The organism is Mucilaginibacter sp. P2_A4, assembly GCF_056405015.1.
Map to the genome: position 1 here is coordinate 504,534 of NZ_JBFUCX010000003.1, position 13,588 is coordinate 518,121.

The window sequence follows — 13,588 nt, forward strand, 5'->3', positions numbered from 1 at the left end:
CCTAAACATAACTAATTGTGAACTCGATTATCAGAAACTTAATTCCAAGATTGAAAGAATTCAGTTTATCGTTAAATGAGGGCTCATTAATAGCAGATAGACCTTGGATATTAATTGAACATAATCGTATGGAAAAACTTATTTTTCGAAGTAACGGTGAGGTTCTAATTCTGAATAAAGGTTCTGTTAAAATTGGTAAATGGGAGTATATCCCAGCTTTGAAATCCTTGTTAATAGATCGATTGTACGACAAACTTTTACTAAAATGCGTTTTTCTCGACCCATCAGTAATGATATTCGATAACAATTCAGGAGCAAGTGATAATTTATTAATATTTATAAATGAAGACAAAATTCCAGACCTTAATTACGAAGATTATTTAGTGAATTATGGTTCAAACAAAAATGTTGGAGGGATAACTACAGGTCAGATTTATGGGGGTGGAATAGTTTTTTATGTCGACAATACAGGAAATCATGGTTTAATCGTATCTAAAGAAGCTCCCATCAACAAAGTTGTCAGCTGGGCTCAGAAAGGTAAACCTATTCAGAAAGGCTCAGAGAGTCGTACAGATGGATATAAAAACACCCTTAATATTATTAAGTCACAGGGGGAGAATTACGAATATGCAGCAAAAATCTGCCAAGACTATAGCGGCGGTGGGTTTAAAGATTGGTTCCTGCCTGCAAACGATCAATTAATGCAGCTATATGTTCAAAGAGCGTTGATAAACAATATAAATCAGTTCGCTAAACTTTGGAGTTCAACTGGGAGTAGCGAATATCAACTGGCATACTATTTGGATTTCTTTAATGGTAAATTTTCAGGAGAACTACACCAAAGTTATGGGGGTGGGGCTCATATGGTCAGACCGATTCGCTTATTTTAAATTCACTTGAAATAAGGAGTTCTTTACCCTTAAGCTACACATACAATCACGCCAAGCGTCGCTTATTTGGTCATTGCCGCTAATGGAGGGCCTAGGATAAGGATAATAACAAAATAAAAGATTCATGGAGAGTTCGTTAGATAATGATTACAATAGAGGGTTTGCCAAGCAGGCTCTCTATTGTAATTTTAAAGCCCAAATATCTCAGTCAACATAAAGAGTAACTAAACTACTTTTTGTGTAACATCCTTGCCAACAAAATCAATAACTTTGTCAAAGTGTCCATTTAATCTTAAGGTTAGCGGATGTTCGGATTTATAAGAATGATAAGGCAATAATTTATGTTTTACACGAGAAATAGCTTCGTCTATCTCTTCTACTATCACTCCTTTAAAAACAGATCGCAAGCAGCCTTCAAGTTTATTGCCAGTAGTAAAGACAACAACATTTGGTTTCAATATCTCAAATTCACGATTGATTATTGAATGGCTACTTGTAGCACTTAATCCATGGAAAATGTCCCAGGCAGGAGTGCCACCATTCTCATCTACTTTGCTGATATTATTATGCAAGAAAGCTTCAGAAGACGAATTGAATTTGCTATTTAATTTACGAGCAAATTGCCAAAATGGAGAGTACTTATCTTTCCCCAAACCGAAGTTCCTATATAAACTCATAAGGGATTTTACCCTGCCATCAACCGTCTCATTTTTAATTGAAGTCACGTTTGGCGACATTGACCACGTTTGGGTTTCCTGTCCCACAATCATTAATTTTATTTCTGCCTTGAAATAATCCGGGAATGGTTTTATCAATAAAGGAAAGGAGATACCTCTATCAAATGCTTCTTTAGATTTTAGGAAATCAATAAGAAAGGGGTAGTATGCATCGTACAGGTTTTGTAATTGCAATGATGCCAAATTAGCTTGTTCTTGTGGGTTAGGTTGCTCTGAAGTCATTGGCAATATTATAATATTGATTGGATATATTTCAGTCCATCGTTGACATTAAAGAATTTATTTTAAATTTATCGCATGACCGAAACCGAGCAATACAATGCACTATGGTTGGCTAATGCCATGACTCTCCCTGTGAGCTACGACCAGGAGCATTATTATTATGACGGTCAGCGTAAAGACTTCTTTTACACCATCAAATCAATAGATATACCTTTCGGCTTCGGCATCTTGAACAAATTCGATCATCACTATTCAAAAGAGATTGAAAGTGATCTATGTGTAAGGTTAGAATTGATAAACGATGAAAGCAGCGAGATTGTTGAAATTCCACGAATTAACGTTGTAGAGAAGATAGATATTCAACTTCAATTTTTATCAAGGATGCCAGGAACTTATTGGCATAACGAACTTATAAAAGCTGTAGAAAACCAACAGGATGATTATAAGTTTGTGCTAGATACAATATTGATCGAAAATGATAATTCTGCTGCTATGGCCCCTTATTGGGATGATTTTAAATTGCAAGTTATTATAAATTATATAAAGGCGTTTAGCATGGCTATAGGAGCAAATCCTCCCTTTATTTTTTAGCACTGAATACATTTATTTATCTATTGTCTAGAATGATAAATAAATTACATCCTTTAATATGCCTAATAATTACATTATAATATTGAGCTTCGTGCCATATATAAATTAATTAGATAATAACTATATTTACCCGATAACCGTATTGTACTCCTAAGCTAAAACTGCATTATAAATGGACATAGATTTTGAACAGGTACTTGAGAATGTAAGGGTAGTTGATACCAATCGTAATTATTGGTTTATAAGAAGCTACTCTGGTAAGCTTTATAATGAGTACTACGAAAATGGATTTATTGGCTTAGGACTAAATAGTATTCCTTATGAGTTTATAAAGGTTGCCGCTCGCATAGATCAACCTACATTTGATCAACTTCGAAATTCGATAAAACGGAACTACGACTTCAAAGAGGGAACAGTTACCAGTTGGGCAAACCAACTAATTAATTTCGAACATGCCGTAAAGCCTGGTGACATGATCATCATGCCTGACGAGGGTTCTTCTCAATATGCTTTCGGAATAGTCGAGAGTTCTACGTATTTAACAAAAGACGAACGTACATTCGTTTTTGAAGGGAAGTTTGAGCCCATGCCTGAAAAGCGTAGAAAAGTTAAATGGCTAAAGGAAATTGACAAAACTGACTTAAATGATGATTTTCGGTCTTTAAGCTCCAACCATTCTGCAATAAGTTATGCAAATCCTTACCGTGAGACAATCGAAGGCCAACTCTCTTCCTTGTACATTATAGAGGATCGGATATATTTTACGATCAAAATCAACCAGGATGAAGATATTAACGCCTTTGCTTTCAATGACTTTTTATCCGGCTTAACTTACTTTTATAAGGAGTATTGCGAGGCTAATGGATTTGAGGATAACGAGCAACTTTACCTAAAAATAAAGATGCAATCTAAAGGTAAAATGTCTTTAAACGGATTGATTGTAGGAGGAATAGTTTTTGTAGCTACCTTGTTCGCGCTGTCTGACAACACTGAACTTAAAGCAGAATTAGGCAAATATAAATTCGATTTTAAATCAGATGGCTTGTTAAAATCTCTATCTAACCAATCAAATTATGATAAAGACAAAGACTTGGAGCGGAAAATAAGATATGAAAAGTGGCGAGATAGTATAGATCGCGTTAAAGCTGGTTCTGTTGCAAACCCGGTAAAAGCCGAGGATGAAAAGAAGATTTACAAGGAAATTAAACATATACACAATGAAACCATCAATGTTCAGAATATCCAAGTAATAAATAATAACAACAAAGACGAACTTGGCCCCGATACTTTAAAAAAGGATTAATAGGCTATCTTATAATACAGCCCTGCAGCATAAGGGAAAAGAATTATCGATAATATGAGAGATAGCGTCAACAATATTACAGTGAGCCTTCCGTCACCAACCTTTCGATCAAACTTGTAAACAACATAACATACGTAGTACAATGGACTATAAATAGCCAACATTTCTACGCCTATAATGCATACAACAAATATTAGGAACACGGCTGACATAGAACAAATATAGTAAAAATGTAATATCTAAGCGGATCACATTCATATGAGTATCAATAATAAATACAATTTTAAAAGGAAAGTGTTTGAATTTGAAAGAGACGAAATTATTTGAAAGTACATAGAAAATAACGATCGACAGACTTTGACTACTGGAAATAAGGTGTTCTTCGTTCCTAAGCAATTCAAACATAACGCCAGGTTTCATTTCGTTCAACAAGCTTTTCAAGCACGTTTCACTTCACCAGCTATGCTGACCTGTCATAATGTTTGAGTTTGCAAAGTCTCTCATCACATGAGCTGCTTCTGTCTTTATAAACCTTTCACTTATGCTGCACTTACACTTGGTCTATTCGACCAGGTGACGTTTGCAACGTTCAAGATTTATGCAGCCAGTCGCTCATTATAATTTTAGCTCACCAGCTAATCGCCAAAGGCTGCACAGGCACAAAGTTTTTCTTTATAGGAAGTAACTTAATGGCTTTGTGCCTGTTTGTGTAAGACATTCTTCATATCGCACTACGTGCTTCTCTAAGAAGACCTTTGGCTCAATTCGCTGTGGTGAGCTGGCTACTTATCAATTCAATTATCAAACCTATCGGTTTGATGCTGCATTTAATTCCATAACTGATAATTCTCGTAGCTAAATGTTTCATTTATGGAATTAAAAGCAGCCGATTAAAACCTCTGTTAATAGGAGAATTTCATCTAACTCATAGATAAAATGAGCGTATAACATATTATAATATGAAGTATGTTAAGAGATTATAAAATAATTTGTAACGAATCAGATAAACCGACTATATTTAAACGCTAAATGAGTAACCTGAAACCTTTTCTAAGATGGGCTGGTGGTAAAACCTGGCTTCTTAAGCACTTACCGGACTATATACCTATCAAAGGGTTTAATGATTATCATGAGCCTTTTCTTGGTGGAGGATCAATATTTTTTTCCTTACAGCCAAAGAAGTCTTTTTTATCTGATTTAAACAAAGAACTTATTGAAACTTATGAATCAGTAAAGACTGATGTTGAAAATGTAATAGTTGAGCTTTCTAAGTTCAAAAACACCGCTGATGATTACTACGAAATAAGAAGTGCATCATATGATAGCACGGCTCAAAAGGCTGCCAAATTCATTTATCTCAATCAAACTTCATTTAACGGGATCTATCGCGTTAATCTCAAAGGGAAATACAATGTTCCATTCGGCTATAGAAACAAAAATTTTTTTGATCCCGATGCGTTACGAGCGGCAAGCACAGCGTTAACTAACGTTGAATTATTCAATTCCGACTTTGTCGATACTTTAGTTAATGTTAAAGAAAATGACCTTGTTTTCCTGGACCCGCCATACACAGTCGCTCACGAAAATAATGGCTTTGTCAAATACAATCAAAAAATATTTGCTTGGAAGGATCAAGAGCGTCTAAGTAATTATATCAAAGAGATAAGTGGAAGAGGCGCATACTATATAATGACAAATGCAGCGCATAAAAGCATTGAAGAACTATACTATGACATAGGCGACTTTAAGAAATTGCAAAGGGCAAGCCTTATAGGAGGCAAAGGAGCAACAAGAGCTAAATATAATGAACTTATTTACAGTAACATAACAAATAACGAAAGCCATGAGTGAGACCATCGCAAAGTTAAAGATGTGGTTTAAATTGCCGAAGATTCCGCGTTATCGGTTGACATCAATTTATGATTCTATATTAGTTATCGTGTTTACGACACTGCCGACCATATTAGCGATTTTCAACAGCTATCGTAAGACGCTTTCAATTAATTTAACTCATACGTATCTTGCTGGGGACTTCTTTCTTTACTGCATAGCACTTTTGAGCTCCTCATATTTAGTCTTTAATCAACTCAAAATAAGTGCTAGTGACTGGAAAGTTGGAATGAATAAGCTTATACTGGTTGGCTTGGTTTTAATTTCTTGCACTTACGCTATAATTACAACAGATGAAAAATCAGATCCTGGCTTTATGAAATGGGCTTCAATAGGGTCATTGACCATTGGAATCGTAATATTTTACATGTCGCAGGTGTTTTTTAATAAGCAGTCCCTTGATGTTCCTCAAGAAAGACGTGACGAACAACAGACTATTCAGGACTCATTAAGCTAATAATCATGGAAATAGAATTAGAAGAACAAAATATATTTTCTGGTCAATATATAAGTGTTTCCTGCATTGAAGCAATACAGCCAATTGGTTCAATGTACATCGCTGTTATAGACTGTGGAGAGTTAGAATTTATTTGCTACGCAGATGTTCGACGATTAGAATTGGGAATCGATAATCGTGAAGTTGAAGATTATATAGGTATACAAAGGCAACTAAACTCCAATAGGGAAAAGGAAATTGGCAAATACGTAAATCTAATCGATGCAACTTTTCCCAACAGCATAATACTTGCTATATCTTCAGATGATGTTGTCTATGATAGTAATTCAAAAACCATGCATATTAGATATGCTGACAGCGTAGCAAAAGTTTTAGATGGTCAACATAGAATTGCAGGGTTACGACACTTTGAAAAACCTGCGGAAAAATTCCAAGTGATCGTAACTATATACATTGATATGGAGCTGGAAGATCAAGCATTAGTATTTGCGACTATTAATAAAGAACAGAAAAGTGTTAGCAATTCCTTAGTTGCTGATCTGTTCGCATTTGCTAAATCCCGTAGCCCACAAAAGACTGGACACAATATTGCAAGAGCGTTAAATAATAAGCAAGGAAGCCCTTTTTACAAGAAGATCAAAATCCTTGGGACCGCTGTCAATAAAGATACTGAAACTATAACTCAAGACACTTTTGTAAAATCGCTCTTAAAATACATTACATCCGATGCCCAGGCGGACAGGAATTTCTATAAAAAGAATAAGGATAATAGCTCTACATTACCTCTGGTTTCTGGAAATGAATTAAATAGACTTTTCCTAAGAAACATGTTTATATCAGACGAAAAGGATATAGATATAGCCCAGCTATTATGGAACTACTTTTATGCTGTAGAGCAAAAATGGCCAAAAGCATGGAATTCTGGTTCCGATGCCAATTTGTTAAATAAATCAACTGGGTTTGTAGCGTTAATGCGTTTCTTTAGAGATGCTTATCTAAGTTTTAATAAAATAGGAACTGTCATAAGCAAATTGGAATTCCAAGAGATTTTCAATAAAATAAGCATCAAAGAAAGCGAGTTCACAAAGGAGGTATATATTCCGGGTTCATCGGGACAGGGACAATTGTACCGGCATCTGCTTGAACAAAGTGGACTAAATAGTCCTCCTTCTACTACTTAAACATAATTTTACATAAAATAAAAAATGGAATTCAAAGTTGGAACACCTGTTAAATTGAAATCTGGCGGCCCCAGCATGACCGTCTTTAGTATAATTGGATCAAGCGAAGCTGGTGCTGGTCAAAAATTAAATCACAATCTATTAAAGCATGGGGGCTACAAAGACGGCGACGTAATTTGTCAATGGTTTGTTGGAAGTAAACTGGAATTAGCGCCATTTAAGATCGAGATGATCGAAAGCGCGGAGTAGTCTTAGCTTTATCAATGACTTATAAATTCAAAGCCCTACGACACTTTTACAGAACAACCGCTTTTCTGTCCGCGATAATTATCTTATTTCAGTCTTGTGATTCGACGAGGACTACTTCCAAAGAAGCGTCGAAAAATCAAACAGTAACATCATATCCTTATAAGTTTGTTGATGTTAAAAGGGAAACTCGAAAAAGTGACGGCTCATACAATGAAATGACTCTATATGTATGCGGCAATTATCCAAATATTGATACGCTAAGAATGTTTTGCAAAGCCAAGAAAGACTCTATTGCGGACGGTTATTTTCATGTAATCACTTTCTTTATAAATAAAGACTATGCAAAGTTTACCGAGTATCCGATTACCTCGATGTACGGGATCGATGAAGCCCCTGCAAAATATATAAAGGCAGATTATACCTATAATTTTAATAACGGATATAGTAAACTTACCGTTTATGAAAAGAACAGTTGGGAGAGCAAATCAATACAATACGATATAAACTAATTACTTACTATGACACAGAAAAAACTATTTGACAATGGTGATAACGTAATGAAGATCTTGGTTGGCTTATTGGTGTTTCTAATTATCGATTGTTGGAGCTTTTACCACACAGAAATATATTCTATTTCAGTTATTCATTATATCAGTTTATCACTCTGCTTTTTCTCAATTATTTTCCTATTGGGAAATTTTAAGAAACTCGAAGTTATGCCAATGATTAAAATACCTGGCATCTACATTATATCTGCCTTTTTGTTAGCAATCAACTTAGTGTCGTTTGCCGAGTTTTATTATCAAACGGGGCTTTTAAGCCACAATGTAATTACCAGAGATAGGGGAACATTGCTATATTACTCGATAGGGAACTTTTTGAATAGATCGGAATCTCTTGAAGTCCCTGCTCAAATCAGAAAATACGCTCTAATACAAACATTTACAGGTTACGTATCCCTCGCATATTTGATCTCGCGATTTATTGAAATGTCTTTACACAAGGCAAAACAAGGATCTGATAACCTCACGACATGATTCAGAAATATTTGAATATCATTTCTAATTATCGCAAAATGAGACTTGAAAAACCTGATACTTGGATTTCATATTGTGAGATGCAACCTGATTTATTATCAGCTATTCGTGTCGCCGCGTTAGCGGAAAACAACCACCTAAAAAGACACCCTCATCAATACAGACTTCAAAAGGTTAAAATGCAAGCGTTCTTGGAAAACCTAGTTGAAAATTCCAATGCTATTGGAAAAGCACAATATTTCGATGACCTATATAATATCGTTGATAGGTGCAAGGTTAAAGGAGTGGCAAGGTTGGCGGTCTATGACACTGCGAACAGGATAGGAAGATATCTAGGGCTTAACCCGCAGTTTATTTATTTGCATGCGGGCACAAGGAAAGGTGTCGAGAAGCTTATTGGTAAGGTTGTCGATTCTAAAATAAGTAAAGATCAACTGCCGGAACCATTTAAAAGTTCAAATCTTAGCGCGGCAGAATTAGAAGATATAATGTGCATTTATAAACAATTTTTATAATCTGATGGCTATGAGACAAGAGTGGCTTAATTACTTAAATCAAGATAAGCTATATATTAAGCGAGCCAAAGTAGTTTTACCCTATCTTGTTAGACAAGCTAAAGCCGGTGAGCCAATATATTATTCAGATTTAGCGCGGGAAGTCGACATTCCTAACCCAAGGAATCTAAATTACGTTCTCGGGGCCATCGGTAATGCCATCGAAATGCTAAACAAAGGAAAAAAAACTCAAATCCCACCTATACAATGCCTGGTCTTAAGTAAATCAACTAATCTTCCAGGCGAGGGCTTCGATGGGTTTCTTCGCATTAGCAACTTTCGGAAATTAACAAAAAGCCAGAAACGAGAAGTAATTAGTAGTCAGTTAATGATAATAAACACTTACTCCAAATGGGATTGGGTACTTGCACAGCTTAACCTCGAACCCGTTTCGATAAATTTAGCACCACTTATAAAAAAGGCTTGTGAAATGGGATTTGGTGGTGGCGAAAGTGAACATCATAGAGCGTTTAAAGTGGCTATTGCGAATGATCCTTATTTGATTGGATTAGAGACACTGACAGGAGAAGTCGAATATAAATTGCCTTCAGGGGATAGATTAGACATTTTATTTAAAGACAATAACCTCTTAATCGGAGTAGAGGTAAAATCATTTATATCTTCAGATGCAGATATATTACGAGGTTTATTTCAATGTGTGAAATATATCGCAGTTATTGAAGCTACTCAAAAATCAGAGAATCAGATACCGAACGCCAGGGTTATATTAGCCCTACAAAATCGATTACCCAGTGAGTTAATGCAAATTAAGAATATTCTCGGGATAGAGGTTATTGATAATATTGTTATTTAAGTCAAATGAAAAGGGCAATAATTATTAGAGGTCAAAGCGGGAGTGGTAAATCAACCACGTTACGAGTAATATTTAGATGGTTGCGGCTATACTATAAACCAGTCATCTCAAATTATTGGTCTAATGGAGATATCGGGTGCCAAATGCAAATTGGAAGCTTGTCAATTGGTTTTTGTTCAGCGGGAGACGAGGGGAGCCAAGTCCAGGAGTTTTTAAACAATTGCATAACAGGCAATTGCGATATTATAATAGGCGCTTGTAGAGCAAAAGGCGGCACAAATCAAGCGGTTTTAAAGACCCTGGGTATGCCCGCGTTTGTAAAAAGCTACATTTCCACATATCATGTTCATAAGCCATTGATTAAGTCATTTAATAAGCAGTGCATACGGGAAGTTAGAGCTCATTTGATTGGGCTTCCGAAATAGCAATTAAGCCTCAACCGCTAGTTACAATTCCAAGTAACAATGGGTTTGAGTATATGAACTAATCAATTGTGTTTTATTTTACGGGAATTATTACTCCTAATTCTACACACAAAGTTAGCTGATACATCCCCACGAAGTCATTTCATTTCAAGGTAGTATTTCCTAATTGGGTATCCCTATCGGGAGCCTCCACAATTACTCAATCTCCACCTTGCCTTAGTGCTGCTGTCCAGCAGTGAGTCGTTCGAGAATTCACTCGACATAAAACTTACCGCTATGACAGACATTAAACAACTTCTAAAGGAATTTGAACGATTTGCTTATGGACAATCCTTGCACACTGCGTTTGTTGACATACTTGATTGGACACTGTTACCTTTTAGGAAATTCGATGATGCAGAATCACAAAACGTTGCACTAGAAAAGTACCAAACTAATCCTAAAGTACAACAACTAGTAACACTTGTTACAATCATTGGGGACCTTTCAGAAGGCTTTAATGATCCACTTGGGGAACTTTATATGCAAGCAATTTCCAATGGCCATAATGGTCAGTACTTCACACCAACACCAATATGCGATATGATGGCTACAATGTCAGTTGGTGACAATTCATTGCCAGGACAAACCGTTGCTGATTGCGCATGTGGTTCCGGTAGAATGTTGTTAGCTGCTGCAAAGATCAACCGTCACCTCAAACTATATGGCGCTGACTTGGACAATACATGTTGTAAAATGGCATTACTCAATATGCTCTTTAATTCACTTACTGGTGAAATAGCGCATATGGACTCTTTAAGCAATGAGTTTTACACCGGCTATAAGCTTAATACCACTTTGGTCAATGGCTATCACTTTCCATACTATACAGAGTTTACAGAATCGTCAAAAAGCCACATCTGGCTGCATGATTTAAAAGGTACTGAAGTCAAACCTAAGTTTGATAAGCCTTTTGAACCAATTAGAGCAATGCAGCCCATTAACGGAGTGCAAGGAATGCTGTTTTAAACAGTGTTTAAACTGATTGCAGAATTACTGATTCCTTATTATATTGCGTACTTAAACCTATCACATAATGAATCTATTCGACGGTGAAAAAATCCTCACAACAACAGACAGTAACATAGTTGTTTTAACAACCCATCGTATTCGCTCTAGTAACAGCGTCAATTGGGGACAGCATAGCACTGTGTCAATAATGCTGGAAAAAGTAAGTTCAATTCAAGCTACATATAGTAGCTACCCTTTATTGCTTGTCCTTACTGGAATAATGGCATTAGGAGCCGCATTATTAGCTATTCAAAGAGGGGATGAATCCGCAATCGTTCTTCCTATTATCTTGGCAATCATATTTGTAATAGCATATTTCGCAACACGAAGACATGTTTGCATTATAGCGTCAGATGGTGGCGCTAAGTTAGCTTTTGAAACGGCGAGAATGGATAAAGAGGTACTATTAAGATTTATTGATCAGATTGAACAAGCCAAGTTCAACAGAGTTTCACAGTTGGCAATGTAGATAATCGTTATTGTTGACCTCAAAGTAGTCTTTATTCAATATGTTAAAGTGAGATAATTATAATTTCCCCCTTATAAACTAACCAATTTAATCTTTTTGTCTCACTTTAAAATATAAAACCATGCTAACTCAAAAGGACCAACACACCATTAAGGAACTTAGATTGAAGATTAAACTTAAATGGTTGGAACAAATCATGAAGCAGTTCTTCACAGAAAGTTTAGAAGCTGTACTATCTAAAAACCGAGATCAAATTATTGAGACCAAATCGATCTTTACAATAGCTGATATTTGTAAAAGATTTAAGGTTACTAAAACAACGATTCACAATTGGATCAACAGAGGAATCATTAAAGGAGTTAAGGTTGGAAAGAATCGATATTTTACGGAAGAGGAAATTAATAACATCTTGAAATTCATATCTTAACAAGTAAAATGCTTGGCTTAATCAGCCAGGCATTTTACATCAGTCACCTTTAACAACCTCCATTGGGTTAAACTCCAGTTTAGATACTAATTCGCCTAATGGAATCTCAAACTTAGGGTAGTTAGCCTGACCGGCTCCCTCATCATTATTAGGCATCCAGTAACAATGGACCTCTCCGTTATAAACAGCAATCTTCCAATATATAGCAGGAAAGTTTGCTGTTATCTTACCATCTGTTATAGCTCCTTGTGAGCCCCATGTTCCGCCCCAGCATTTCACTTCCCCGTACTTACGTGCCATATTCCGACACATATATTCTGTCCCGAGTTCAGTACCTACATTCTGGCTCTGATATTCTAAAGCCAAGTTAAAAGTGTACCTCATTGAGGTGTCCATGCCTCCAGTACTCCAGGAATAATCATCTGCTGATGCTACATGTCCTTTTGCAATTACATTCTTAGGGTTGATCTTACGGTATATTTTGTTGGCAGTACTATAGAGTTTTGTTTCATTAGGGAAACCATTTACAGGCTTGAAAGGATATTTAGCTCGGTTGATTTTAGTTGACTTGTCGGCCTTTAAACTATCAGCCATTTCAAGATGCCGTTTAGTTATAAGGTGATATACAATGATTGGATTGTGTTTAGCTGTGTCTGCAATACTTATATAGTACTTATTTACCCAGATAACACAGTTGGGACAGAGGTTTGATTTTATTATATCTTGGGTTTTAGCGGTTAAAGTAATAATACTAAAAGCAATCAATAATAAAAGTCTTTTCATAGTGGAGATTTCGGCTATAAATATAGGAACTCATTTCAATAATTGACCTAAGTCTCTATAGGGAGATTTTAACACGTTCTATATATAAATATACTCTCATTAGTAAATCTCCTATAAATTACGCTTATAAGGATATTATGATTTTGCTTTCAATATGCGAAAGTGAGACATTTTATAAATACCGGGTATAAATGTTGATTTTAATATATTTGTCTCAATAATATTGATTGATTTAACATTCAATATTATTGCAATTCTATAAAATTGGTTGTGGAGATTCCAGTGCAACTGACCACCCAATTCCGGTACAAGCTGACCATCGGTTCCGGCGCAAATTGACCAGGGCATTCCGGGGTAAACTGACCACCTGTAGCGCGTAGCAAATGCTGTAGAAGCAACCATCTTTTGGAGGTACATATATACCTTCTAAAGCATGGCCAACTCGATAATCAGCATGAGTAAGATAAGAAAGATACTAAGAATGTACAGCCAGGAGCGCAGCATAATGT

15 protein-coding genes are annotated in these 13,588 nt (G+C 35.9%); 13 read left to right on the forward strand and 2 right to left on the reverse strand.

Going from position 1 to position 13,588, the window contains the following annotated elements:
• Positions 1-17: 17 nt before the first annotated feature.
• Positions 18-890, forward strand: a complete 873-nt coding sequence (locus AC1DYB_RS08940) for a hypothetical protein (protein ID WP_477434182.1) — start codon at positions 18-20, stop codon at positions 888-890.
• Positions 891-1,114: 224 nt separating this feature from the next.
• Here the strand turns inward: AC1DYB_RS08940 and AC1DYB_RS08945 are convergent, their stop codons facing one another.
• On the reverse strand, positions 1,115-1,849 hold the full coding sequence (locus tag AC1DYB_RS08945; protein ID WP_477434184.1) for a hypothetical protein: 735 nt from the start codon (positions 1,847-1,849) through the stop codon (positions 1,115-1,117).
• Positions 1,850-1,924: 75 nt separating this feature from the next.
• On the opposite strand from AC1DYB_RS08945, the gene AC1DYB_RS08950 reads away from it, so the two are divergent.
• The 12 genes from AC1DYB_RS08950 to AC1DYB_RS09005 all read left to right on the forward strand — a co-directional run bounded on the left by AC1DYB_RS08950 (position 1,925) and on the right by AC1DYB_RS09005 (position 12,296).
• A complete protein-coding gene (locus AC1DYB_RS08950) occupies positions 1,925-2,440 on the forward strand; it encodes a hypothetical protein (RefSeq protein ID WP_477434186.1) in 516 nt (171 codons plus the stop codon).
• A gap of 172 nt (positions 2,441-2,612) precedes the next feature.
• Positions 2,613-3,743 (forward strand): hypothetical protein, encoded by a 1,131-nt coding sequence (locus AC1DYB_RS08955; RefSeq protein WP_477434188.1) that lies wholly within the window; start codon positions 2,613-2,615, stop codon positions 3,741-3,743.
• Positions 3,744-4,772: 1,029 nt separating this feature from the next.
• Complete coding sequence (locus AC1DYB_RS08960) at positions 4,773-5,594, forward strand: DNA adenine methylase (protein WP_477434190.1); 822 nt, start codon at positions 4,773-4,775, stop codon at positions 5,592-5,594.
• Entirely contained in the window at positions 5,587-6,090 is a 504-nt protein-coding gene (locus tag AC1DYB_RS08965; protein ID WP_477434192.1) for a hypothetical protein, read from the forward strand. The genes AC1DYB_RS08960 and AC1DYB_RS08965 overlap by 8 nt, the downstream gene beginning before the upstream one ends.
• A 5-nt stretch (positions 6,091-6,095) precedes the next feature.
• On the forward strand, positions 6,096-7,271 hold the full coding sequence (locus AC1DYB_RS08970; protein ID WP_477434194.1) for a DGQHR domain-containing protein: 1,176 nt from the start codon (positions 6,096-6,098) through the stop codon (positions 7,269-7,271).
• Between the two features lie 24 nt (positions 7,272-7,295).
• Positions 7,296-7,520: a DUF2158 domain-containing protein gene (locus AC1DYB_RS08975; protein WP_477434196.1), complete on the forward strand. Its 225-nt coding sequence runs from the start codon at positions 7,296-7,298 to the stop codon at positions 7,518-7,520.
• A 215-nt stretch (positions 7,521-7,735) separates the two neighbouring features.
• Positions 7,736-8,029 carry a hypothetical protein gene (locus AC1DYB_RS08980; RefSeq protein ID WP_477434198.1) on the forward strand — a complete coding sequence of 98 codons (294 nt, stop codon included), beginning with the start codon at positions 7,736-7,738 and terminating at the stop codon, positions 8,027-8,029.
• Between the two features lie 566 nt (positions 8,030-8,595).
• Entirely contained in the window at positions 8,596-9,072 is a 477-nt protein-coding gene (locus AC1DYB_RS08985; RefSeq protein ID WP_477434200.1) for a hypothetical protein, read from the forward strand.
• 10 nt (positions 9,073-9,082) lie between these two features.
• Entirely contained in the window at positions 9,083-9,925 is an 843-nt protein-coding gene (locus AC1DYB_RS08990) for a hypothetical protein (RefSeq protein WP_477434202.1), read from the forward strand.
• 701 nt (positions 9,926-10,626) lie between these two features.
• Positions 10,627-11,358, forward strand: coding sequence for an N-6 DNA methylase (locus AC1DYB_RS08995; RefSeq protein ID WP_477434204.1), 732 nt, complete (start codon positions 10,627-10,629; stop codon positions 11,356-11,358).
• 67 nt (positions 11,359-11,425) lie between these two features.
• A complete protein-coding gene (locus tag AC1DYB_RS09000) occupies positions 11,426-11,869 on the forward strand; it encodes a hypothetical protein (protein WP_477434206.1) in 444 nt (147 codons plus the stop codon).
• Between the two features lie 121 nt (positions 11,870-11,990).
• The gene (locus AC1DYB_RS09005) at positions 11,991-12,296 is read left to right on the forward strand and encodes a helix-turn-helix domain-containing protein (RefSeq protein WP_477434208.1); all 306 of its coding nucleotides are present in this window, start codon (positions 11,991-11,993) and stop codon (positions 12,294-12,296) included.
• 39 nt (positions 12,297-12,335) lie between these two features.
• Here the strand turns inward: AC1DYB_RS09005 and AC1DYB_RS09010 are convergent, their stop codons facing one another.
• A complete protein-coding gene (locus AC1DYB_RS09010) occupies positions 12,336-13,079 on the reverse strand; it encodes a DNA/RNA non-specific endonuclease (protein ID WP_477434210.1) in 744 nt (247 codons plus the stop codon).
• Between the last annotated feature and the right edge of the window lie 509 nt (positions 13,080-13,588).

Coding starts and splice junctions, on each gene's coding strand:
- AC1DYB_RS08960 (WP_477434190.1), top strand. CDS start 4,773: ATGAGTAACCTGAAACCTTTTCTAAGATGGGCTGGTGGTAAAACCTGG.
- AC1DYB_RS09000 (WP_477434206.1), top strand. CDS start 11,426: ATGAATCTATTCGACGGTGAAAAAATCCTCACAACAACAGACAGTAAC.
- AC1DYB_RS08980 (WP_477434198.1), top strand. CDS start 7,736: ATGACTCTATATGTATGCGGCAATTATCCAAATATTGATACGCTAAGA.
- AC1DYB_RS08975 (WP_477434196.1), top strand. CDS start 7,296: ATGGAATTCAAAGTTGGAACACCTGTTAAATTGAAATCTGGCGGCCCC.
- AC1DYB_RS08945 (WP_477434184.1), bottom strand. CDS start 1,849: ATGACTTCAGAGCAACCTAACCCACAAGAACAAGCTAATTTGGCATCA.
- AC1DYB_RS08995 (WP_477434204.1), top strand. CDS start 10,627: ATGACAGACATTAAACAACTTCTAAAGGAATTTGAACGATTTGCTTAT.
- AC1DYB_RS08950 (WP_477434186.1), top strand. CDS start 1,925: ATGACCGAAACCGAGCAATACAATGCACTATGGTTGGCTAATGCCATG.
- AC1DYB_RS08955 (WP_477434188.1), top strand. CDS start 2,613: ATGGACATAGATTTTGAACAGGTACTTGAGAATGTAAGGGTAGTTGAT.
- AC1DYB_RS08970 (WP_477434194.1), top strand. CDS start 6,096: ATGGAAATAGAATTAGAAGAACAAAATATATTTTCTGGTCAATATATA.
- AC1DYB_RS08965 (WP_477434192.1), top strand. CDS start 5,587: ATGAGTGAGACCATCGCAAAGTTAAAGATGTGGTTTAAATTGCCGAAG.
- AC1DYB_RS08990 (WP_477434202.1), top strand. CDS start 9,083: ATGAGACAAGAGTGGCTTAATTACTTAAATCAAGATAAGCTATATATT.
- AC1DYB_RS08985 (WP_477434200.1), top strand. CDS start 8,596: ATGAGACTTGAAAAACCTGATACTTGGATTTCATATTGTGAGATGCAA.
- AC1DYB_RS09005 (WP_477434208.1), top strand. CDS start 11,991: ATGCTAACTCAAAAGGACCAACACACCATTAAGGAACTTAGATTGAAG.
- AC1DYB_RS09010 (WP_477434210.1), bottom strand. CDS start 13,079: ATGAAAAGACTTTTATTATTGATTGCTTTTAGTATTATTACTTTAACC.